The 22067-nt window shown below is 73.2% G+C and carries 19 protein-coding genes; 10 read left to right on the top strand and 9 right to left on the bottom strand.

From position 1 onward, the window contains the following. Positions 1-20: 20 nt before the first annotated feature. Positions 21-809, top strand: a complete 789-nt coding sequence (locus O7635_RS11835) for a hypothetical protein (RefSeq protein ID WP_278080460.1) — start codon at positions 21-23, stop codon at positions 807-809. A 24-nt stretch (positions 810-833) separates the two neighbouring features. After that, positions 834-3098, top strand: a complete 2265-nt coding sequence (locus tag O7635_RS11830; RefSeq protein ID WP_278085451.1) for an excinuclease ABC subunit UvrA — start codon at positions 834-836, stop codon at positions 3096-3098. Here O7635_RS11830 and O7635_RS11825 read toward each other — a convergent pair. Continuing rightward, complete coding sequence (locus O7635_RS11825) at positions 3085-3903, bottom strand: NUDIX hydrolase (RefSeq protein ID WP_278080459.1); 819 nt, start codon at positions 3901-3903, stop codon at positions 3085-3087. The two genes, O7635_RS11830 and O7635_RS11825, sit on opposite strands and share 14 nt — an antisense overlap. 42 nt (positions 3904-3945) lie before the next feature. Here O7635_RS11825 and O7635_RS11820 point away from each other — a divergent pair, with 42 nt between their 5' ends. Together O7635_RS11820 and O7635_RS11815 are read left to right on the top strand one after the other, a co-directional pair. Then, positions 3946-4911, top strand: coding sequence for a Gfo/Idh/MocA family oxidoreductase (locus tag O7635_RS11820; protein WP_278080458.1), 966 nt, complete (start codon positions 3946-3948; stop codon positions 4909-4911). Between the two features lie 96 nt (positions 4912-5007). Continuing rightward, a complete protein-coding gene (locus O7635_RS11815) occupies positions 5008-5511 on the top strand; it encodes a hypothetical protein (RefSeq protein ID WP_278080457.1) in 504 nt (167 codons plus the stop codon). Positions 5512-5874: 363 nt separating this feature from the next. Here the strand turns inward: O7635_RS11815 and O7635_RS11810 are convergent, their stop codons facing one another. The 3 genes from O7635_RS11810 to O7635_RS11800 all read right to left on the bottom strand — a co-directional run bounded on the left by O7635_RS11810 (position 5875) and on the right by O7635_RS11800 (position 8527). Continuing rightward, positions 5875-6876, bottom strand: coding sequence for an inorganic phosphate transporter (locus O7635_RS11810; RefSeq protein ID WP_278080456.1), 1002 nt, complete (start codon positions 6874-6876; stop codon positions 5875-5877). Positions 6877-6880: 4 nt separating this feature from the next. Beyond that, positions 6881-7507, bottom strand: coding sequence for a DUF47 family protein (locus tag O7635_RS11805; RefSeq protein WP_278080455.1), 627 nt, complete (start codon positions 7505-7507; stop codon positions 6881-6883). A 150-nt stretch (positions 7508-7657) separates the two neighbouring features. After that, positions 7658-8527 (bottom strand): PPK2 family polyphosphate kinase, encoded by an 870-nt coding sequence (locus O7635_RS11800; protein ID WP_278080454.1) that lies wholly within the window; start codon positions 8525-8527, stop codon positions 7658-7660. Between the two features lie 78 nt (positions 8528-8605). On the opposite strand from O7635_RS11800, the gene sigJ reads away from it, so the two are divergent. Next, positions 8606-9565 (top strand): RNA polymerase sigma factor SigJ, encoded by a 960-nt coding sequence (sigJ, locus tag O7635_RS11795; protein ID WP_278080453.1) that lies wholly within the window; start codon positions 8606-8608, stop codon positions 9563-9565. On the opposite strand, the gene O7635_RS11790 is transcribed toward sigJ, so the two are convergent. Continuing rightward, positions 9562-10065 (bottom strand): DUF402 domain-containing protein, encoded by a 504-nt coding sequence (locus O7635_RS11790; RefSeq protein ID WP_278080452.1) that lies wholly within the window; start codon positions 10063-10065, stop codon positions 9562-9564. The two genes, sigJ and O7635_RS11790, sit on opposite strands and share 4 nt — an antisense overlap. A gap of 211 nt (positions 10066-10276) precedes the next feature. Between O7635_RS11790 and O7635_RS11785 the strand changes: the two genes are divergently transcribed. Further along, entirely contained in the window at positions 10277-12280 is a 2004-nt protein-coding gene (locus O7635_RS11785; protein WP_347405331.1) for an ATP-dependent DNA helicase, read from the top strand. Positions 12281-12512: 232 nt separating this feature from the next. Here O7635_RS11785 and O7635_RS11780 read toward each other — a convergent pair whose 3' ends face one another. Next, a complete protein-coding gene (locus O7635_RS11780) occupies positions 12513-13799 on the bottom strand; it encodes an AI-2E family transporter (RefSeq protein ID WP_278080450.1) in 1287 nt (428 codons plus the stop codon). Between the two features lie 126 nt (positions 13800-13925). On the opposite strand from O7635_RS11780, the gene O7635_RS11775 reads away from it, so the two are divergent. Further along, positions 13926-14258, top strand: a complete 333-nt coding sequence (locus O7635_RS11775; protein WP_278085450.1) for a co-chaperone GroES — start codon at positions 13926-13928, stop codon at positions 14256-14258. On the opposite strand, the gene O7635_RS11770 is transcribed toward O7635_RS11775, so the two are convergent. Beyond that, complete coding sequence (locus O7635_RS11770; RefSeq protein ID WP_278080449.1) at positions 14249-15577, bottom strand: PrsW family intramembrane metalloprotease; 1329 nt, start codon at positions 15575-15577, stop codon at positions 14249-14251. The genes O7635_RS11775 and O7635_RS11770 overlap by 10 nt on opposite strands. Before the next feature lie 67 nt (positions 15578-15644). Here O7635_RS11770 and O7635_RS11765 point away from each other — a divergent pair, with 67 nt between their 5' ends. After that, a complete protein-coding gene (locus O7635_RS11765; protein WP_278080448.1) occupies positions 15645-16286 on the top strand; it encodes a metal-dependent phosphohydrolase in 642 nt (213 codons plus the stop codon). On the opposite strand, the gene O7635_RS11760 is transcribed toward O7635_RS11765, so the two are convergent. Beyond that, positions 16255-16539, bottom strand: coding sequence for a DUF4031 domain-containing protein (locus tag O7635_RS11760; RefSeq protein ID WP_278080447.1), 285 nt, complete (start codon positions 16537-16539; stop codon positions 16255-16257). The two genes, O7635_RS11765 and O7635_RS11760, sit on opposite strands and share 32 nt — an antisense overlap. A 23-nt stretch (positions 16540-16562) precedes the next feature. On the opposite strand from O7635_RS11760, the gene O7635_RS11755 reads away from it, so the two are divergent. After that, complete coding sequence (locus O7635_RS11755) at positions 16563-17957, top strand: FAD-linked oxidase C-terminal domain-containing protein (protein ID WP_278080446.1); 1395 nt, start codon at positions 16563-16565, stop codon at positions 17955-17957. Here O7635_RS11755 and O7635_RS11750 read toward each other — a convergent pair. Next, positions 17954-19774 carry a glycerol-3-phosphate dehydrogenase/oxidase gene (locus tag O7635_RS11750; protein WP_278080445.1) on the bottom strand — a complete coding sequence of 607 codons (1821 nt, stop codon included), beginning with the start codon at positions 19772-19774 and terminating at the stop codon, positions 17954-17956. The genes O7635_RS11755 and O7635_RS11750 overlap by 4 nt on opposite strands. Positions 19775-19813: 39 nt before the next feature. Between O7635_RS11750 and O7635_RS11745 the strand changes: the two genes are divergently transcribed. After that, complete coding sequence (locus O7635_RS11745) at positions 19814-22060, top strand: S8 family serine peptidase (protein WP_278080444.1); 2247 nt, start codon at positions 19814-19816, stop codon at positions 22058-22060. Positions 22061-22067: the final 7 nt, after the last annotated feature.

Here is a 22067-nt window from a genome sequence, read left to right as displayed (position 1 = left end):
TCTCGTGTCACCATGGCCCGGTGACCGCATCGCGCCGACGACTCTGGGTGATCGGCGGCCTGACCGCCTGGGCGCTCGTGCTGGCGGGTCTGGGGGTGCTCTCGCACCGCGACGACCCGCCGACCGTGAAGGAACAGCGCGACCTGTCCGCGGCGCTGCGGGTCGTCAGCGAGGCGACGGGCTTCACGGTCGGCCAGGCCGGCACCGAGACCGCCCCGGTGATCATGCCGACCACCGTCGACGAGGGCTGTCGCCTCACGCCGTTCCGCTCGGGCGCGACGGCGACGGGCGTGGTCCGGTTCTTCACCGCCGACGCGGCCGCCCTGATGGGCCGGCTGGCCGCCGGTTACCCGGCGGCCTACGAGGCGCGGCTCAGCCCCGACGGCAAGGCGCTGCGGGCCGACGCCGGCGAGTTCGTGGCCCTGCGCGGCAAGGTCATCACGGCCGGCGAGGTGCAGGTCACGGTCACCACCGGCTGCCGCCCGGTCGACGGCGTGGTCGGCGACCTGCTGCCCGAATATCCGCAGCACGCGGCGCCGGCCAAGGTGTTCGCGGCGCTCGGCGCGTCGTCGGTCGACACGGCCACCGTCACGTTCGCCCACTGCCCGTCCGGCCGGGCCGTCGCCACGGCGTCGGCCGTCGGCCACGGAGTCACGGCCCGCCCGGCCGCCGCCCGCGAGCACGACCAGGGCGTCGCGGTCGTCGACACGCCCGAGGTCTACGCCTACCGGCGCGGCGCGGCGGAGGCGGTCGCGGTCGTCCCGGGGTCCGGCGGGGAGGCCCGCGTCTACGTGACAGAACTCTGTTGACGGGTTCCGTACAGTGTACGGGTGCTGACCGACCACATCGAGATCACCGGAGCCCGCGAAAACAACCTCAAGGACGTCACCGTCCGGATCCCGAAGGGCCGGATCACCGTGTTCACCGGTGTCTCCGGCTCCGGCAAGTCGTCACTCGTCTTCGACACCGTCGCCGCCGAGGCCCAGCGGCAGCTCAACGAGACGTTCACCGCGTTCGCCCGCAACTTCCTGCCCAGCTACGGCCAACCTGACGTCGACTCGATCGCAAACCTGTCGGCCGCGATCGTCGTCGACCAGAAGCGGCTGGGCGGCAGCTCGCGCTCGACGGTGGGCACCATCACCGACATCAACCCGCTGGTCCGGCTGCTGTTCTCCCGGGTCGGCCGGCCCTACGTCGGCTACTCCAACGCCTTCTCGTTCAACGACCCGCAGGGCATGTGCCCCGAGTGCGAGGGGCTCGGCCGGGTCACCACGCTCGACCTCGACAAGCTGCTCGACCGCGACCGCTCGCTCAACGAGGGCGCCGTGCTCCATCCCGACTTCGCCGTCGGCAGCTGGTACCTCAGCACGTACCTCATGTCGGGCTTCTTCGACGCCGACAAGCCGGTGCGCGAGTTCAGCGACCAGGAGCTCGAGGTGTTGCTGCACGGCACCGGCAAGGTCCCGGTCGAGTGGCAGGGCGGGAAGATCAACACGACGTACGAAGGGCTGGTCGACAAGTTCACCCGGCTCTACATCAAGAAGGACATCGGCGCGATGTCCGACCGCAACCGCGAGTCCCTGCTCCGGTTCGTCTCCGCCGGCACCTGCCCGCTCTGCAAGGGTGGCCGGCTCAGCCAGGCGGCGCTGACCGCCGAGGTCGCCGGCTACCACATCGTCGACCTGCTGGGGATGGAGGCGACCGACCTGCTGGCCACGCTGCGCGAGCTGGCCGGCACCGTCGAGGGCGCCGGTCGGCCGGTGGTCGACAGCCTCGTCGACCGCGTGCAGAACCTGGTGACGATCGGGCTCGGCTATATCCGGCTGGACCGCGAGACGACCACGCTCTCCGGCGGCGAGTCGCAGCGCATCAAGATGGTGCGGCACCTGAGCAGCAGCCTGACCGACATGATGTACGTCTTCGACGAGCCCAGCATCGGCCTGCACGCGCACGACGTGCAGCGGCTCAACGAGCTGCTGGTCAAGCTGCGCGACAAGGGCAACACGGTGCTGGTCGTCGAGCACGACCGCGACGTGATCGCGATCGCCGACCACGTGATCGACATGGGACCGAAGGCCGGCGCGCACGGCGGCGAGGTCGTGTTCACCGGCCCGGTCGCCGCGCTGACCGGGGCGCCGACGCTGACCGGGCGGTTCATGGAGCACGCGCTGCCGCTCAAGCGCGACGCCCGCACCCCGACCGGCGCGCTGACGATCCGCGGCGCGACGCTCAACAACCTCCGCAACGTGACGGTGGACATCCCGACCGGCGTGCTGACCGTGGTGACGGGCGTGGCCGGGTCCGGCAAGAGCACGCTGATCAACGAGGTGTTCCTGGGCCAGTTCCCGGACGCGGTGGCCATCGACCAGTCGGCGGTGGGGGCCTCGATCCGCTCCAACCCGGCCACCTACACGGGCCTCATGGACGACATCCGCCGGCTGTTCGCCAAGGCCAACGGCGTCAACGCGGGGCTGTTCAGTTTCAACTCCAAGGGCGCCTGCACCAACTGCCAGGGGCTCGGGGTGATCTACACGGATCTCGGGTTCATGGAGGGCTTCAAGTCGCCGTGCGAGATCTGCCACGGCCGGCGGTTCTCCGAGGAGGTGCTCGGCTATCACCTGCGCGGCCGGTCCATCGCCGACGTGCTGGAGATGACGGCGGCCGAGGCGGTCTCGTTCTTCCCGGAGAAGAAGCTGCGGGCGATCCTCACGGCGGTCAACGACGTCGGCCTGGACTATCTGCGCCTGGGCCAGCCGCTCAGCACGCTGTCCGGTGGCGAGTGCCAGCGCATCAAGCTCGCCACCGAACTGCACAAGACCGGCACGGTGTACGTCATGGACGAGCCCACCACCGGCCTGCACATGTCGGACATCGCGCACCTGCTGGCGATCGTCGACCGGCTGGTCAACCAGGGCAACTCGGTGGTCGTGATCGAGCACAACCTCGACGTCATCAAGAACGCGGACTGGATCGTCGACCTGGGCCCCGAGGGTGGCACCAAGGGCGGTCAGGTGCTGTTCACCGGGCCGCCGGTGGCGTTGCTGGAGGCCGACACGCACACGGCCGAGGCCGTGCGGCGCGACCTCAGCCGTACCTGAAGCGCGGGCCGCCGTTTCCGGTGAGGTCGAGCGTCGGCGTCACCGGGACGGCGGGCTCGCGGCCGGCGGCGGCCGCGAACACCTCGGCGATGTCGCCGCACGCGCCGACCTGCTTGAGCGTCATGATCGTGGGCGGCAGCATGGCGACCTCGCCGCTCTCGGCCCGCGCGACCGCGTCGGCCGGGCGGATCCACATCGTGTGGTCGGCCTCGCCCGAGACGTCGCGGGTGACCTGGCCGACCGGCAGCGCCGCGACGAAGAAGTAGGTGTCGAACCGGCGCGGCTCGAACTCCGGCGTGACCCACCGGCTCCACGGCGCGAGCAGGTCGGCCCGCAACGTGAGGTCCCGCTGGTTGAGCACGTCGGCGAAGCTGCGCTCGCGGGCGACCAGGGCGCGCCGGGCGGCCTCCCAGTCGTCTCCGCTGACGTCGCCGACGACGGTGTCGGCGCTCGGGCCGGCGAGCAGCACGCCGGCCTCCTCGAAGACCTCGCGGGCGGCGGCGCAGACGATCGCCTGGGCGCGCTGCGGGTCGGTGGCCAGCTTGTCGGCCAGGGATGCGGGGTCGATGCCGAGGTCGGCGTCCGCGTCGCTGGGGTCGACGCCGCCACCGGGGAACGCGTACATCCCGCCGAAGGCCATCGCGGCGACCCGGCGGATCACGTAGACCTCGAAGCCGGCGCCCGGCGTTTCCCGCAGGAGCAGCACCGTCGCCGCTAGCCTGGGCGGCACCGGCGTCTTGCCCTCGGCCAGGAAGCGCCGCGCGTGGTCGGCGATCTCCGGTGGCACTGCGAACTCGTCGACCACCGGCCGAGCCTATCTTTCCCGGCGTGGGCTAGCGTGCGGCGCATGACGAAGTGGGGAATCCTCGCGACCGGTGGCATCGCGGCCGCGTTCGCCGCCGACCTGCGGCACGCGCCCGGCGCGTCGCTGGTGGCGGTGGGGTCGCGGTCGCAGGAGGCGGCGAAGTCGTTCGCGGGTCGGTTCGACATCCCCCGGGCGCACGGGTCGTGGGAGGCCCTGGCCGCCGACCCCGACGTCGACGTGGTCTATGTGGCCACCCCGCACTCGGCGCACCTGGCCGCGGCGCTGACCTGCCTGCGGGCCGGCAAGGCGGTGCTGTGCGAGAAGCCGGTCACGCTCGACCGGGCTGACGCGGCTTCGCTGATCTCCGCCGCGCGGGACGCCGAGCTGTTCTTCATGGAAGCCATGTGGACCCGGGTCAACCCGACCGTACGCGCGGCCCTCGACCTGATCGCCGACGGCGCGATCGGCACGGTGACCACGGTGTCGGCGGACTTCGGCAGCTACGGCCCGTTCCCCTCCGGGCACCGGCTGCGGGCGCGCGAGCTGGGCGGCGGCGCGCTGCTCGACCTGGGCGTCTACCCGGTGACGATGGCGCACCTCGTGCTCGGGGCGCCGGACCACATCCGGTCGTGGGCGAAACTCGGCCCGGAGGGCACCGACGAGAACACGGGCATCGTCTTCGGCTACGACTCGGGCGCGGTGGCGTCGCTGACCTGCGGCCTGGTGGGCACGACGGGCACGCACGCGACGATCACCGGCACGGCGGGCCGGATCGAACTGCCGGCCTTCTTCCACGCGACCAGCTACACGCTGCACCGGACGGGCGCCGACCCGGAGACGGTGCGCCGTGACCAGGCCGGGGCCGGCTACCAGTTCGAGGCAATCGAGGTGCAGCGCTGCCTCGACGCCGGCCTGCTGGAGAGCCCGCTGGTCCCCCACGAGACGACGCTCGAGGTGATGGGCCTGCTGGACGAGATCCGCGCCCAGATCGGCGTCAGCTACCGCTGAAGCGGTGTTCGCGGGTGCCCTTGCCCGAAAGCGGCCCGTAGCGTCCGCCCTGCGGCGAAGATGGGTGAAAGCTTCGCATTTCGGGGAGGGTGGGCCATGCAGGCGGTGATCGGGTCGATGAAGGAGGACGAGCAGCTCCTCGTTCGGGAGACGACGGCGGACCAGATGGCCGACCTCGACGAGGACGAGCTCGTCGAGCTGCACACCCGCGTGCGCCGCGCCCGGGACAAGTACGTCAAGCTCTACCGTCGCCAGTCCGCCGACCGGGTCAAGGCCACCGGCGCGCGCGGCAAGGCCTACGCGCGGGGCAGCCGCGACCGCGACAAGGCGGAGGTGTTCGAGGAGGCGCTGGCCCGGGTCAGCCGCCGCCTCGCCACCGCCGCCCGCGCCGCGGCGCGGGCCTTCAAGGCGGAACGGATCGCCGAGGCGCGCGCCGCCACCTTCACGCCGCCGCCGATCCCGCCGTCGTCCGGCGGCCGCCGCGACCCGCGCGCCGACCAGGTCGGCGACCGCGCCCCGCGCACGCCGGACCGCCTCAAACGCCACGCCACCACCCGGGCCGCGACGAAGCGGGTCCAGAGCCGCAAGGACAACCGCTAAGCCCCACCCGGCCGAGCGCCGACGCCAACGGGGCGCACGCATGCCGGCTCAGCCGTCGCGCAACGCGGTGTTCCACCGCGCAAGCGGCTGGCCCGGCAAACCGGTCGGTCCCCTGCGCCACCGCGCGTCGGGCCGACCACGGCTGGCCGGGCAACCCGTCGGCCCCTGCGCCACCGCGCGTCGGGCCGACCACGGCTGGCCGGCCGAAGCCGGTCGGCGCCCTGCGCCACGGCGCGTCGGGCCGGAGAGGCGCGCGAGGCCCCTCCCCGCGCCTTGCCCACCGCGGACGCGGAGAGCGGAGCGAAGCGGAGCGGGGCCTCGCGGGAGGAACGGTCCGGACCCACCGCGGGCCCGAGCATCGATCTAGAACATCGGACGGACGGCGAAGTAGGCCAGCGCGGCCATGGCGCCCGCGGCGGGGAAGGTGAGGATCCAGGCGCCGACGATGTTGCCGGCCACGCCCCAGCGGACCGCGGACAGTTTCTTGGTGGCGCCGACGCCCATGATCGCCGAGGTGATCGTGTGGGTCGTCGAGATCGGGGCGCCGAGGACCAGGGCGTTGAAGTAGAGCACGCCGCTGGCCACCGTTTCGGCCGCGAAGCCTTCCGGCGGGCCCAGGTGGATGATCCGGCGCCCGAGGGTGCGGATGATCCGCCAGCCGCCCGCATAGGTGCCCAGGGCCAGCACCGACGCCGACGTCCAGAACGCCCATTCAGGGATCGTGCCGGGGCTGTCCTGGCGGCCGCCGACATAGAGGGCGAGCACGATGATGCCGATCGTCTTGGCGGCGTCCTGCATGCCGTGGCCGACCGACATCGCGGCCGCCGAGGCGGTCTGGGCCCAGCGGAAGCCGCGGTTGAGCTTGCCCGGCTGGCCGTTCCGGAAGATCCACAGAACCGCGAGCATCGCGAGGTAGCCGAGGGCGAAGCCGACCAGCGGCGAGAGCACCATCGGCAGCACGACGCTCTCCAGGACCTTGGCCCAGAGCACCGTGCCGGACGCGGCCAGCGTGGCGCCGACCAGGCCGCCGATCAGCGCGTGGGACGACGACGAGGGCAGGCCGAAGTACCAGGTGATCAGGTTCCAGACGATCGCGCCGAGTACGCCGGCGAAGACCACACCGAGGCTGGCCTGGCCGGTTGGCAGGTTGACGAGGCCGGCGCCGACCGTCTTGGCGACCTTGTCGCCGAAGTGCGCGCCGATGAAGTTGCCGATCGCGGCCATCAGCAGCGCCACGCCGGGGGTCAGGGCCCGGGTCGACACGCTGGTGGCGATCGCGTTGGCCGCGTCGTGAAAACCATTCGTGTAATCGAAGGCCAGCGCGATGAGGATCACCGCGAGGACGGCGATGAGGGGGACGTCCAACGGATCAGGATTCCTTGACCTTGATGGTCTCGACCGTGTTGGCCACGTGCTCGAAGGCGTCGCAGGCGGCCTCGAGCTCGTCGGCGACCTCCTTCATCTTGAGCACGGTCAGCGCGTCGTACTCGCCGGAGAAGAGCCTGACGAGCAGCATCCGGTACGCCCGGTCGCCCTCGTTCTCGAGCCGGTTGCACTCGATCCAGTAGTCCTCGAGGTCCTTCATCGACTTGAGTCGCGGCATGGCTTCGGCGGTCAGTTTGGCCTGCTGGTCGAGCACGTTGACCAGCTCGTGCATCTCGCGCGGCAGGGCCGGCAGCTTGGTCAGCCCGTAGAGGTAGAGCAGGTTGCCGACGGCTTCCAGGTGGTCCATCACGTCGTCGAGCAGCGACCCGAGCCGGTAGATGTCCTCCCGGTCGAACGGAGTAACGAAGGTCGAGTTGATCTTCTTGTAGAGCTCGTGGGTGATCTGGTCGCTGTCGTGCTCGACCTCGGTCAGCCGCTCGCTGACCGACTGCACGTCGACACCGGGCAGCGCCAGCTCCTGGAGGAGCTCCGTGCCGCGGACATGGTTGTCCGCGGCTCTGCTGAACAACTCATAGAAGGCACTGTCGGTGGGGCGGAAGGAGAACTTCACGGCACGAACCTCGTCGCGTCGAAGGGGGTGTCCGGACGCGCCGCCGGGGAACGCGTTCACCGAATGCTAAGAAACCTCTGAACTGGCCTTTCGCCGGGCTACCAAGGTCAACCTGACCGCAACCTTCCGTTCACCTGTCGTTCACCTAGGTCAACCGTCCGCTTCCAGTCGGCGACGCTGAGCCGCCAGGTCGTAGTCCGGCTCCGGGTAGTTGAGCTTCAGGTCGGCGAACGTCTCGCGCACGAGGTGGGCCAGCGCCCAGTCCCGGTACCACTTGCGGTCGGCGGGGATCACGTACCAGGGGGCCTGGTCGCTGTCACACCTGGTCAGCGCCTCGGCGTAGGCCGCCTGGTAGTCGTCCCACCGCGCCCGGGAGTCCAGGTCGTCGGGGTTGAACTTCCAGTGCTTGGTCGGGTCGTCGAGCCGGGCCGTCAGCCGCTCGCGCTGCTCGTCGCGGGAGATGTGCAACATCACCTTGAGGACCGTGGTGCCCGCGTCGACAAGCTGCCGCTCGAAGTCGTTGATCTCCTGGTAGCGCGGCCGCCAGACGTCTTCCGGCACGAGCTCGTTGACCCGCACCACCAGCACGTCCTCGTAGTGGGAGCGGTTGAACACACCGACGTAGCCGACCGGCGGCAGCGCCTTGCGGATCCGCCAGAGGAAGTCGTGCCGGCGCTCCTCCTCGGTCGGCGGCCCGAACGCCTTGATGTGCAGGCCCAGCGGGTTCATCGCGCCGGCGACCCGTTTGACCGCGCCGTCCTTGCCGCCGCAGTCCATGGCCTGGAGCACGAGCAGCACCGACCGGCCGAGCCGGGGGTCGACGGTGGCCTGGGCGAAGAGCATCTCCTGCTGGGTGGCCAGCTCGTCGCCGATCCGGTCGACCTCGCCCCGGGCCCACAGCTTGGTGTCGGCGCCGGTGACCTTCTTGTTCGGCAGGCCGGGCGTGGAGCGAGGATCGATGTCGGCGAGGTCGACCGGGCGGTCGGAGCACACTCGCAACAAGCTCCGCATCTCGGACATATCGGCACTCTCCACGCGCTCGGGCGGCGGCCGGCGTCAGTGCCGACGCTGGCAGAATGCCCAGAAGGGGAGGCCGGCATGCAAGACCTTGCTCGCGAGTTCGAAGCCGAGCGCGACCATCTGACCGCGGTGGCCTACCGGATGCTGGGCAGCCGGGCCGAGGCCGAGGACGCGGTGCAGGAGGCCTGGTTGCGCTGCTCCGGCGCGCTGTCCGACCCGGCGGCCCGGGCCGACATCCGCGACCTGCGCGGCTGGCTGACCACGGCCACCGCCCGGATCTGCCTCGACGTGCTGCGGTCGGCGCGGGTGCGGCGCGAGGCGTACCCCGGTCAATGGTTGCCGGAACCCCTGGTCAGCCGGCTCGCCGACCCGCCGGCCGCGCCGACGACCTTCGCGCCGGACCCGGCGGAGCGGGCGGTACGCGGCGACGAGGTCGGCATGGCGCTGATGGTGGTGCTCGAGCGGCTCACCCCCGAGCAGCGGGTGGCGTTCGTGCTGCACGACGCGTTCGGGGTGCCGTTCGACGGGATCGCGACGACGCTGGGCACCACGGTCCCGGCTGCCCGCCAGCTCGCCTCGCGGGCCCGGCGCGCGATCACCGAGGGCGCGCCCCGGCACACCGCCTCGCCGGCCGAGCAGCGCCGGGTGGTGCAGGCGTTCATGAGCGCGACCGAGACCGGCGACATCGACGAGCTGATCGCGGTGCTGGCGCCGGACGTGGTCTTCGTGGGCGACTCCGGCGGCTACTTCCCCACCGCCCGGCAACCGGTGGTCGGGGCCGAGCGGGTCGCCACGTTCCTGCTGGGCCTGCTGCGCGTCCTGCCCCACCAGGCCGGCGAGATGCGGTTGGAGTTCGTCGACGTCAACGGCGGCGTGGGGGTGCTGCTCGACGCCGTCTACAAGGACGGGCGGTCGTTCCGCTCGGTGCTCTCGTTCGCCGTGGCCGACGGGCGCGTGACGGCGGCGTACAACCAGTTCAACCCGGAGAAGATGACCCGCGTGCCGCCGCTCGCCGCGGACGCGGCCTCCTGGCCCTAGACAACCAGGGCGAGCCACTTCCGGTACGCGGTGGCGAACGGCTCGGTGCCGTCGCCCAGGGCCTGGAAGAGCAGCTTGGCCGCGGCCTCGGCGTTGGCGACCAGCTCGTCGGGGTAGCCGAAGCGGGCCCGGTGGTCGGCGAACTCGTCCTCGTCGCGCAGCTCGACGGTGCCGGTCGCGCGGCGCCGGACCACGTCGAGGTCGAGGTCGATGATGTTGACGGTGTCGCCCCGCCAGCGGGCCGGCGTCGCGATGTCGCAGTAGACCTCGCTGGTGCGCGGCGGCGGGTTGAACATGCCGGTCCACCAGGCGTCATGCGGGACGAGCACGACAAACGGGATCTTCTCCACGGACGGCCGGCCGTGGTAGACCGACTCCGTGCCCTGCGTGACTCCCAGCCAGACGCCCAGGTCGTCTTCGGCGAGACGGCGAGCGGGGTAGTCCCTGTGGGCGGAGCCGTCGTATTTGCGGTAGACCACCCGGACGATGTCGCTCGGCACGCAAACACCCTAGCCGATCCTTCGGTAACCGCTCTCGCGTCAGCGGGTTAACGGCACGTGGCGCGGGGGCGGGTTCGCCAGGTTCGTCGGAGGGTGCGGGTACGGTCGCACGGTGACCTCGTCAGCGCGCACCCGACCGTCGGCCGAGGCATTGCTCACCGCCGCGGTCGGCGCCGTGCCGGGCGGGGCCGCCCGCCCGGGCCAGCAGCAGATGACCGGCGCGATCGCGGAGAGCCTGGCGGCCCGCGAGCACCTGCTCGTGCAGGCCGGCACCGGCACCGGCAAGTCGCTGGGCTACCTGGCGCCGGCCCTGACCGTCGACGGCCCGGTGGTCGTCTCGACCGCGACGCTGGCCCTCCAGTCCCAATTGGTCGATCACGACCTGCCCCGGCTCGCCGACGCCGTCGAGCCGGTGCTGGGCCGGCGGCCCACCTTCGCCGTCCTCAAGGGACGGCACCACTACCTGTGCCTGGCCCGGCTGGAGAACTCGTCCGAAGAGGAGCCGGAGGACGCCCTGTTCGACGCGCCCGCCGCCGCCCCGGCCGCCCCGGTGAAGTGGCTCGGCGAGGCCGGCCGGCTGGGCAAGCAGATCCTGCGCCTGCAGGAGTGGGCGATGGAGACCGCGACCGGCGACCGCGACGAGCTCGACCCCGGCGTCGACGACCAGGCGTGGAAGCAGGTCTCGATGCCGGCGCGCGAGTGCGTGGGCGCGCAACGCTGCCCCTATGGGACGGAGTGCTTCGCCGAGGCGTCGCGCGTGCGGGCCCGCGAGGCCGACATCGTCATCACCAACCACAGCCTGCTGGCCGTCGACATGCTGGCCGGCCGCCACATCGTGCCGCCGCACAAGCTGCTCGTCGTCGACGAGGCCCACGAGCTGGCCGACCGGGTCTCCTCGGCGTCCCAGGCGGAGCTGACCCCGGAGCTCGTCGACCGGGCGGCCCGGCGCGCCCGCCCGATCATCCAGCCGGAGCTAGCCGAGACCCTGCTCGAAGCCGGCGACGCGTTGGCGGTGGGCCTGGCCGAGGCGCCGGCCGGGCGGATCGTGGCTGGCCTGCCCGACGCGCTGCGCGAGGCCTGCACGCTGCTCGACGCGGCCACCCGCCGGGCCCTGGAGAAGATCGGCGACATCAAGGCCGACGACCCCGACCCGGTCCGCAAGCAGCAGGCCAAGGCGCTGGTCGACGACGTCTCCAAGACCGCGCAACGGCTGCTCGAGGAGAACGAGCACGACGTGGCCTGGGTCGAGAAGCCCGACCGACCCGGCGCCGGCCGCCGCGCGCTGGTGGTGGCGCCGCTGTCGGTGGCGGGGACGCTGGCCACACACCTCTACGACGAGCGCACGGTGGTGGCGACCTCGGCGACGCTGGCCTTGGGTGGGCGGTTCGACACGGTGGCGCGGGCGCTGGGTCTGCCCCCTTCCGAGCCGGTGCCGGCGCAACGGGCTCGCACGCCGGTGGCCGCCGCCGCGGCGGCCGCGACCGCCACGCGCTCCCCCAACCTGTCGACGGCGGCCGACGAGGTGGCCGAGCTCGGTGGGCCCGGCTGGCGATCGCTCGACGTCGGCTCGCCGTTCGAATACGGCAAGCAGGGGATCCTCTACGTCGCCGCCCACCTGCCGCGGCCGGCCGCGTCGGGCCTGCCGGCCCAGGCCGGCGAGGAGCTGTTGACGCTGGTGGGTGCGTTGGGCGGCCGTACGCTCGGGCTGTTCTCGTCGCGCCGCGCCGCACAGCAGGCGGCCGAGCTCGTCCGGGCGCGCACCGACCTGCCGGTCCTGCTGCAGGGCGACGAGTCGCTGCCGCTGCTGGTCCGCCGCTTCCGCGACGACAAGGCCAGCTGCCTGTTCGGCGTGATGTCGCTCTGGCAGGGCGTCGACGTGCCCGGCGACGCGTGCCAGCTGGTCGTGATCGACCGCCTGCCGTTCCCGCGCCCCGACGAGCCGCTGGCCGCGGCCCGCGCCGCCGCCGTCGACGCGGCGGGCGGCTCGGGCTTCGCCTCGGTCAGCGTCCCGATCGCCGCAATCCGCCTGGCCCAGGGCGCGGGTCGCCTGATCCGCTCCCACGGCGACAAGGGCGTGGTCGCGGTCCTGGACTCCCGCCTGGAAACGGCCCGCGGCTACGGCCCGTTCCTGCGCAAGTCCCTGCCACCGTTCTGGTACACGACCAAACAGGACGTGGCCGTCGGCGCCCTGAAGCGCCTGGCCGCCACCAACTAACGCCGCGTCGCCGGCCGTCGGCGCCTGGCCGGCTCGAACCGGCGTCGCGAGCCGGCCGAGACGGGCACCTCGGCTCACGCTGCGGCCGTCGGCGCTTAGCCGGCTCGAACCGGCAGGAACGGGCTCCGCGGCTCAGGCTGTGGCCGTCCGGGCCGCCTACCCGGCGATGGCCTCGCGGCAGCGAGAAGAGGCCACCCGTCGGTCGAACCCTCGGCCGGCTTGCCAGGCCTGGCTATTCGCGGGTGCTGACCACTTCGACGCCCGGCGGGATGCTGGGTGGGCGGCGTTTGTTGAGGCGGCGGACGGCCGTGTTCAGGACCGCGATCAGCGGCACCGCGATCAGCGCGCCCACGATGCCGGCGATGACGACGCCCGAGGCGATGCCGACGATGACCGCCAGCGGGTGGATGGCGACCGCACGGCCCATGATCAGGGGCTGCAGGACGTGACCCTCCAGCTGCTGCACGCCGATCACCGCGCCCAGGATGATCAGAGCGACGATCGGGCCTTGCGCGACCAGCGCGACCAGCACCGCGACCGCTCCGGACAGGGTGGCGCCGACGATCGGGATGAAGGCGCCCAGGAAGACCAGGGCGGCCAGGGCGAACGAGAACGGGATGCGGAAGATCACCAGGCAGATCCCGATGCCGACCGCGTCGATGAACGCCACCAGGACCGTCGCCCGCACGTAGTTGCCCAAGGCCGACCACGACGCCTGGCCCGCGTCGTCGATGCGCCAGCGGGCGCCGAGCGGGAACAGGCGCACGATGAAGCGCCAGATCTTGCGGCCGTCGCGGAGGAAGAAGAACGTCGAGAAGAGCACGAGCAGGGCGCCCGTGACGATCTCGGCGACCGTCGCCGCCGTGGCCAGGGCGCCGCTGGTGAAGCGCGACGAGTTGTCGGTGATCCACGACTGGGCCTCGTCGATGTAGCGGGTGATCTGCGCGTCGCTCAGGTGCAGCGGGCCGGTCTGCAGCCAGTTCTGGATCTGCCGCACGCCCTTGGCCGCGTCGGCGCCCAGCTGCGGCGCGCCCGACACGAACTCGTTGACCACCAGCGTCAGCGTGCCGGCCACCGCCGCCAGGCCGCAGATCATCACCACGACCACCGCCAGCGTGCGGTGCAGCCGGGCCCGCAGCAGCCAGCCGACGGCCGGCGACAGGAACGCGGTCAGCAGCAGCGCGATCGCTAGCGGGATGACCACGAAGCGCAGGATGCCGATCACCCGGACCAGCCCGTAGACCGCGATCGCCAGCACCAGCAGGCGCCAGGACCAGGCGGCGGAGATGCGCAGGCTGTAGGGCACGTCCTCGTCGTCGCGGCTCGTCGTCGACGGGTGGACCGCCTCGACCGGCGAGGGCGGCGGAGGTGGCGGCTCGGCGTCCGGCACGACCGGCTGGAACTGCTCGCCGCCCTCGGACGGACTCGCCAGACCGCGGGAACGAGCGGCCCGCACCGACTCGCGGCCGGCCCGGTAGGCGCGCCGAAGGCTCGCCTGAACCCGCTCGAACCGACCCAAGACTCCCCCTGGCTTGTGAATCGCCCTCTTACGGTAGCGGCAAGGTCCGCACCGGCTTAGCCCATCCGACCTGGATTTGCCCTGCGAGTGGGTCCGGCCGGGCCGCGCGGTAGCGTTCCCCGCGTGATGGCCGACGCTGACACCGAGAAGCTGCCCATCCGGATGCTGCACGACCGCGTGCTCGTCCGGCTCGAGGGCGCCGAGGGCGAGCGCCGCTCCACCGCCGGCATCGTGATCCCGGCCACGGCGTCCATGGGTCGCCGGCTCGCCTGGGCGACGGCGGTGGGTGTCGGCCCGCACGTGCGGTCGATCGTGATCGGCGACCGGGTGCTCTTCGACCCCGAGGACCGGTCCGAGGTCGAGCTTCAGGGCCGCGAGTACGTGCTGCTCCGCGAGCGCGACGTGCACGCCGTGGCGGCGCAACGGGTGGAGGACGACTCCACCGGCCTCTATCTGTAGGGCCAGTAGGGCACCGGCGGCGCCAGCACCACCGGGATCGGCACCACCGGGTCCTCCGGCGCCGGCAACGCGCGCCGCACGCCGTCGGGGAACATCACGACATAGCGCTCGCCGTCCCAGACCGCCGGCGGCACCTGGGGATCACGACCGACGAAGACCTGGCGGTACGTGGCGAGCTCGGCCAGCAATCGCTGCTCGTCGGCCTCGGCCCGGGCCCGGTCGGCGGGGCGGCTGTCGAGGCCCCGGTCGAGCCCGTCGCGGAGCAGCGCGAGCCGGGTGGCCGCGAACTGGAAGTCGCGCATCGCCTTGAGGCCGGCCGGCCCGGCCACGCGGCGGGCCCACTGGCGGGCCGAGTGCCGCCGCGCCAGCGAGCCGAGGGCGGCGACCTCGGGCGGGCTGAGCCAGCCGGCCTGCACATAGACGGGCAGGGCCCGCTCGGTGAGCCGCCCCTCCCAGCCACGCAACCAGATGGTCAGCCCGACCATCGCGAAGAAGACGGGCACCATCACCGCGATGTAGCCGTACAGCAGGATCAGTCCTTCGCCCGTGGCCTGGGCCAGCGTGGGCACGAGGTTCCAGGTGCCGTGCAGCATCATCGCGACCAGCAGGCCGGCCAGCGGGGCGCAGACGCGGACCCAGCGGTCGGCCGAGCGGGCCGCGATGCCCAGGCCGATGCCGGTCATCGAGGTGAACAGCGGGTGGGCGAAACCGGTCAGGAAGATCCGGACGATGAAGATCAGGATGAGCATCTGGGCGCCGGAGGCCGGGCCGTATTCGTCGGCGGCCGCCGCGTAGCCGTGCCCGCCGAGATAGAGGATGTTCTCCACCATCGCGAAGCCCACCGCCGACAGGCCGCAGTAGACGATGCCGTCGGTGATGCCGGAGAACTCCCGCCGGAACAGCACCAGGATCAGCGCCGGGCCGAGCGCCTTCATCGTCTCCTCGATGAACGGCGCGACGATCACCGCCACGAGGCTCTCGGGCAGGCCGAGGTTGGCGAAGAGGTGGGCGGCGCCGGTGTTGACGCCGTACGCCGTGAGGGTCGCGACGAAGGCGCCCCAGGCGAACGCCACGGCCAGCAGCAGCGCGGGCTCGGGCTCGTAGCGGTCGAGCCAGAGGAAGCAGGCGACCAGCACCGGGACCGGCAGGATGGCCGCGGCGAGGCCGATCACGGTGGCCTGGACGCCGATGTTCCAGCCGAGCACGATCGACATCGCGATCGCGCAGAGAGCGATGAAGCCGATGACGCCGAACAGCACGAGGACGCGCCACCCCCGGCGCCGCTGCTCGGGCGCCTTGGAGATCACGGTCTGCGTCATGGACACAGCCTAGCGACGGCGGCCACGCCACCGTCGATCATGAGCCGGGCTGGACCAGAATGACGGGGTGAGAGATCTCGCCACCGCCTGGCGCGCGGCCGCCCGGGGCGCCGGCGCGACCGCCGACGACCATGCCGTCGACGCCGAGGGCTCCGCGCTGCTGGCCCGCTGGGCCGAGCCGCACCGGCACTACCACACGCTGGAACACCTGGCGACAGTGCTCTCCATTGTGGACGAGGAAGCCGACCGGGCGCGGGAGCCCGACCTGGTGCGACTGGCCGCCTGGTTCCACGACGCCGTCTACGATCCGCACACGCCCGGTGACGGAAACGAGCGGGCGTCGGCCGAGCTGGCGGTGGGCACGCTCGTCACGCTGGGGGTTCCGACGGCAGCGATCGACACTGTGCGCCGGCTCGTGCTGCTCACCGCCGGGCACGCCGTGCCGGCCGGGGACGCCGACGGGGCGCTGCTCTGCGACGCCGACCTGGCGGTGCTGGCGGGTCAACCGGCCGCCTACGACGCGTACGCCGCCGCCGTCCGCCAGGAGTACGAGTTCGTCCCGGACGCCGAGTTCCGCGCCGGCCGGGCGGCGATCCTGCGCCGACTCCTGGAGCTGCCCAGCCTCTACCGGATCCCCGAGCTGGCTGAGCGGTGGAACGAGCCGGCCCGGGCCAACCTCATCCGCGAGCTCGGCGCCCTGGACCGTTGAGGTGCTTCGGACGCCGCAGGCCCGACTCCCGCAGCCGGCGCGAGATCTCCCGGCTGGACACCACCGTCGCGCCCAGCCACACGGCCATCGCGAACCGGTCCGCCGGCAGGTCGTAGTGGTCCCGGTCGAACGCCCGCCGCGGCGAGCCGAGCATCTCGGCGAAAACGTGCAACTCGGCGTACGAGACGTCGCTGACGAGGTGTGACCACAGCCGCCCGCGGGCCGGCCACACCGGCGGATCGAGGAACACCACGGGAAGAGGCTAACGTCGCGGGTATGGCTGACCTCGTGACGGAGTTGCGGGCGGCGCTGCCCGACGGCGCCGTGTTGACCGATCCCGACCTGCTCCGGGGGCATCAGCGCGACGAGGCCGACCTCGTGCCGTCCGGGATGCCGGCGGTGGTGGTGCGGCCGCGGACGACCGCCGAGGTGGTGGCCGTGGTGCGGGCCGCGGCGGCGGCCGGGGCGCCGGTCGTGCCGCAGGGCGCCCGGACAGGGCTGGCCGGGGCGGCGAACGCGGTCGACGGCGCGGTCGTGCTGTCCACGGTCGCCATGAACAAGATCCTCGAGGTCGACCCGGTCAACCGGTTCGCCGTCGTGCAGCCGGGCGTGGTCAACGCCACGCTGGCGGCCGCCGCCGGCGAGGCGGGCCTCCGCTACCCGCCCGATCCGGGCTCGTGGGAGTCGTCGACGATCGGCGGCAACGTGGCCACCAACGCGGGCGGCATGTGCTGCGTGAAATACGGCGTCACCGCCGAGTACGTGCTGGGCCTCGAGGTCGTCCTCGCCTCGGGCGAGGTGCTGCGCACCGGCCGGCGCACCGCCAAGGGAGTCGCGGGCTACGACCTGACCCGGCTGTTCGTCGGCTCCGAGGGCACCCTCGGCGTGATCACCGAGGTGGTGGTCGGCCTCCGCCCGGCCGCCGACCCGTCGCTCACGCTGATCGCCCTGTTTCCGACCACCGCCGCGGCCGGCGACGCGGTGGCCGCCATCTCCTCCGGCGGTTTCTCGCCGAGCCTGCTGGAGCTGCTCGACCAGACCCACCTGGTGGCGATCGAGGCGCTGCGGCCGATGGGCCTGCGCACCGACGCCAAGGCGCTGCTGCTGGCCAGCGTCGACACCGGCAGCCGGGCGGCGGCCGACCTGGCGGCGATCGAGGAGGTCTGCGCCGCGGCCGGCGCGCTGGAGGTGTTCGCCGCGACCGACGAGGTCGAGGCGGCCGAGCTGCTGCGGGCCCGCCGGCTCGCGCACCCGGCGATGGAGAAGTTCGCGGCCGAGACCTACCCCGAGGGCAGCGGCGGGATCATCGTCGACGACATCGCGGTGCCCCGCACGGCGCTGGCCGCGATGCTCGACGGCATCGAGAAGATCGCCAAGGAATATGCGCTGCCGATCGGCGTCGTCGGGCACGCCGGCGACGGCAACCTGCACCCCAACATCGTGGTCGACCGCCTCGACCCGGACTCGGTCGCGCGGGGACGCGGCGCGTTCGACGAGATCATGCGGCTCGGCCTGGGCATGGGCGGCACCTGCACCGGCGAGCACGGCGTCGGCCTGCTCAAGAAGGAGTGGCTGGCCGAGGAGATCGGGCCGGTGGGCATGTCCGTCCACCGGGCGATCAAGAACGCCCTCGACCCGGCAGGGCTGCTGAACCCCGGGAAGGTCGTCTAAGGCGTCATCAGGGGCGGTGGGCCGAGGGGGAGTTCGATGCCGCGGTCGGCGGCCAGGCCCCGCACGTCGGCGGCGCCCATGCGGGCCGCGTCGGCGGTGGCGTCGTCGGGCATGCGCTGCGACTCGCGCTCGGCGTCGACGCGGGCCAGGTAGTGCTCGACCTCGTTGCGGGTGACCAGCTCGTCCCAGCCCAGCACGCCGGCCATCACCTGCGCCGCGTGCCGGGCCGACTCGGCGCCGCGGTGTGTGGTCTCGATGGAGATCCGGGTGCGCCGGGTCAGCACGTCGTCGAGGTGCAGGGCGCCTTCGGCCCAGGCGGCGTACGCGACCTCGGCCGCGAGGTATTCCGGAGCCCCGGCGAGCGGGGCGGCCAGCGTCGGGTCGGCCTCGATCAGCGCCAGCAGCTCGGTGGTCAGCGTGCCGTAGCGCTCGAGCAGGTGCTCGACCACGCCGGCCTGGACGCCCCGGCGGCGCGCCAGGTCGGCCCGGTCCCGCCAGGCCGCCGGGTAGCCGTCGGCGCCGAGCAGCGGCAGCTCCGCCGTGGGCGACGGCTGGCCGCCGCCGAGCCGCCGGACGGCCCGGTCGACCACGTCGGCCGCCATCACCCGGTAGGTCGTGTATTTGCCGCCCGCGACCAGCAGCAGGCCGAGCATCGGCTCGATCACCGCGTGCTCGCGCGACAGCTTGGAGGTGGCCTCGGCCTCGCCGCTGAGCAGGGGGCGCAGGCCGGCGTACACCCCCTCGATGTCGTCGGTCGACAATGGCCGGGCGAGCCAGGGGTTGACCTGGTCGAGGATGTATTGGATGTCGCGGGCCGACGCGGCCGGGTGTGAGCGGTCGAGCTGCCAGTCGGTGTCGGTGGTGCCGATGATCCAGTGCCCGCCCCAGGGGATCACGAAGAGCACCGAGGTCGGCGTGCGCAGGATCAGGCCGGCGTCGCCCGTGATCGCGGACCTGGGGACCACCAGGTGGACGCCCTTGGACGCGCGCACCCGGAAACCGGGGCGGACGCCGACGTCGCCGAGCATGCGGGACATGTCGTCGCTCCACACGCCGGTGGCGGCGATCACGGTGCGGGCCCGCACCTCGAACTCGGCGTCGGGGTCGCCGGGGCGGGCCTCCATGTCGCGGACCCGGACGCCGACGACCTCGCGGGCCTGGCGCAGGAAGCCGACCGCGCGGGCGCTGGTGACCATAGCCGCGCCCAGGCTGGCGGCGGTGCGGGCCAGGGTGACGACCAGCCGGGCGTCGTCGACCTGGCCGTCGAAGTAGCGGATCGCGCCCGCGGTCACGTCGCCGCGCAGGCTCGGGAACAGCCGGCGGGCGCCCTCGCGGCTCAGGTGGCGGTGCAGCGGCATGCCCCGGCCGTGGCCGAAGACACCGGCGAACGCGTCGTACGCGGCGACACCGAGGCCGTAGTAGGAACGGCGGAACGCCCGCCCGGGCAGGCCGCCCGCCGGCAACGGCACGAGGATCGGCACGGGTCGGACGAGGTGCGGGGCGAGCCGGGTGGCGAGCAGGCCGCGCTCGGTCAGCGCCTCGTGGACCAGGTGGAACTCGAGCTGCTCCAGGTAGCGCAGGCCGCCGTGGATCAGCTTGCTGGACCGGCTCGACGTGCCGGCCGCGTAGTCACGCGCCTCGATCAAGGCGACCTTGAGACCGCGGGAGGCGGCGTCCAGGGCGGCGCCGGCGCCGGTCACGCCGCCGCCGACGACCAGCACGTCGAACCGCTCGCTGCGCAGCCGGCGCAGGTCGTCGGCCCGCCGGCTCGCGGACAGGTGGCTGGCGGCGAAGCGGGATATCGCGGGGTCACGCACGGATCCACGGTAACCCCGCGGGCCTCTACCCTGGCGCCCATGGCCGTCCTGCCCGTTGATCGACCCGCTCCGCCACGGTGGTTGGGGGTGGTCGCGGCCCTGGTGGCCGGATTCTGGATCGTGCTCGGCACCGTGGTGGCGCAGACCCTGGGCTACCTGGTCGACCAGCTGGGCCTGCTGACGTCGCTGTCGTTGCCGGTCTGGCGGTGGCCGCTGGCCGGCGCCGTGGGCTTCCTCCTGATCTGCGTGCCGGTGCTGCTGACCGCCGTCCTGGCCGTCGCGCCGGGGCTGCGGGCGGCCGGGCGGGCCTGGTTCGCGGCGGCCGCGGCGCTGGCCGTGCTGACGGCGGCGCGGGCGGTGCCGGCGGCGCAGCACGAGGTCTACCTGGCCGTGCTGGCACTGCTGGCCCTGGCCGGCGCCGCCGTGATCGGCCCGTCTCTCGGGCGGCCGCCACTCGTCGTGGTCGGCGGCCTGCTGCTGCTCCTGCCCTGGTTGTGGCTGGGTGCGCTGGGCGGGGTGCTGGAGACGGCGCTCGCGGTGGTGGCCGCCCTGGCCGTGGGGCTGCTCGCCGCCGCCGTGCTCGGGCCGGCCTTCTGGGCGCCGATGGCGGAGTGGAGCCGGGCGCGGCGCATCTGGGTCGGCGGCCCCCGGGCGGGGGTCGCGTTGGCCCTCCTCGGTGCGGGCGTGGGCCACAGTGGGCCGCACCTGCTCGTGTTGCTCGCGCTGCCGATGGTCGGCTTCGTGCTGGCGGCGCTGGGTCCGGCCGAGGCGCGCGGGCCCGCGGTGGCCGGGCTCGTGGCGCTGGCCGTGGTCGGTCCGCTGGCCTTCACCGACCCGGAAGAGGTCACGCTGCTGTTGGTCGGGCGGGATGCGCCGTTCTTCGCGGCCGTCGCCGCCGCCAGCTCATTCCTGGCCGCGGCGGCGCTCGCGTTGGGCATCGGCCTGGTCCGGGTCCGGCGCGGGGTCGCCCTCGGGTTGGCCGGTGTGCTGGCGCTGGGCAGCGCCGCCGTCTATGCCGGCCCGGGCCAGCCCGGCTTCGCGGGCGACCGGCTCTTCGTGGTGCTCGCCAGCCAGGCCGACCTGTCGGGGCTGCCCGCCGGCACCGGCCAGGCGGCCCTGACCGCGCGCACGACCGAGGTCTACCGCCGGCTCGTCGCGCACGCCGAGGAAAGCCAGGCCGACCTGCGGCGCGCGCTGGACCGGTGGCACCTGGACTACACGCCGTACTACCTGGTCAACGGAATCGAGGTGGACGGCGGCGGGCCGGCGCTGCGGGCCCTGCTGGCGCGCCGCTCCGACGTCGACCGGGTGCTGCTCTCCCAGGTGTTGCGACCACTGCCGATGACCGCGGTCGCCGCGCGGCCGGCCGGCGTGGCCGCGCCCGCCGGCCCGCAGTGGAACCTGACGCAGATCGGCGCGCCGGCCGCCTGGGCCACCGGCGCGACCGGGCGCGGCATCGTGGTCGGCGCGTCCGACTCCGGCGTCGACGGCGCCCATCCGGCGCTGGCGCCGGGCTTCCGGGGCGGCGACGACTCCTGGTACGACCCGTGGCGCCACACGGCGACACCCACCGACGCCGGCGTGCACGGCACGCACACCCTCGGCACGGCGGTCGGGCGGGGCGGCATCGGCGTGGCGCCCGACGCGCAGTGGATGGGCTGCGTCAACCTGGCCCGCAACATGGGCAACCCCGCCCACTACCTGGACTGCCTGCAGTTCATGCTCGCGCCGTTCCCGCCCGGCGGTGACCCCTTCACGGCCGGTCGCCCGGCCCGGGCCGCCCAGGTGCTGACCAACTCCTGGGCCTGCCCGAAGGTGGAAGGGTGCGACGGGCGCGCGCTGGAGCCGGCGTTCGACGCCTTCGCCGCGGCCGGCGTGTTCGTGGTCGCGTCGGCCGGCAACACCGGGCCGGCCTGCGGCTCGGTCGACGATCCGCCGGCGTTCTACGACGACGTGCTCTCGGTCGGCTCGGTCGACTCGGCGGGCGCACTGCACGAGACGTCGAGCCGGGGCCGGGACAAGCCGGACGTGGTCGCGCCCGGCGTGCAGGTCGTGTCGGCGCTGCCCGGAGGGGAGTACGGGCGGCTCACGGGCACCTCGATGGCCGCGCCGCACGTCGCCGGCGTGGTCGCGCTGCTGTGGTCGGCGAACCCGGCGCTGGTCGGCGACGTCGCGCGTACCCGGGAGTTGCTGCTGTCGTCGGCCGGCCCGCCGGTGGACGCCTGCCCGCCGGCCCGGCTCGGTGGCCTGGTCGACGCGGCCGCGGCCGTGCGTTCGGCCGGGTAGCCTGCCG

The organism is Asanoa sp. WMMD1127, assembly GCF_029626225.1.
Classification (GTDB): Bacteria; Actinomycetota; Actinomycetes; order Mycobacteriales; family Micromonosporaceae; genus Asanoa.
Note: the sequence above shows the minus strand (reverse complement) of the source record. Positions and strands in the feature narration are given on the sequence as shown.

Bases quoted from the DNA above. Each gene is read 5' to 3' on its own strand.
- O7635_RS11820 (WP_278080458.1), top strand. From the start codon at position 3,946: ATGACGAAGTGGGGAATCCTCGCGACCGGTGGCATCGCGGCCGCGTTC.
- O7635_RS11815 (WP_278080457.1), top strand. From the start codon at position 5,008: ATGCAGGCGGTGATCGGGTCGATGAAGGAGGACGAGCAGCTCCTCGTT.
- O7635_RS11800 (WP_278080454.1), bottom strand. From the start codon at position 8,527: ATGTCCGAGATGCGGAGCTTGTTGCGAGTGTGCTCCGACCGCCCGGTC.
- sigJ (WP_278080453.1), top strand. From the start codon at position 8,606: ATGCAAGACCTTGCTCGCGAGTTCGAAGCCGAGCGCGACCATCTGACC.
- O7635_RS11785 (WP_347405331.1), top strand. From the start codon at position 10,277: ATGACCGGCGCGATCGCGGAGAGCCTGGCGGCCCGCGAGCACCTGCTC.
- O7635_RS11775 (WP_278085450.1), top strand. From the start codon at position 13,926: ATGGCCGACGCTGACACCGAGAAGCTGCCCATCCGGATGCTGCACGAC.
- O7635_RS11770 (WP_278080449.1), bottom strand. From the start codon at position 15,577: ATGACGCAGACCGTGATCTCCAAGGCGCCCGAGCAGCGGCGCCGGGGG.
- O7635_RS11755 (WP_278080446.1), top strand. From the start codon at position 16,563: ATGGCTGACCTCGTGACGGAGTTGCGGGCGGCGCTGCCCGACGGCGCC.
- O7635_RS11745 (WP_278080444.1), top strand. From the start codon at position 19,814: ATGGCCGTCCTGCCCGTTGATCGACCCGCTCCGCCACGGTGGTTGGGG.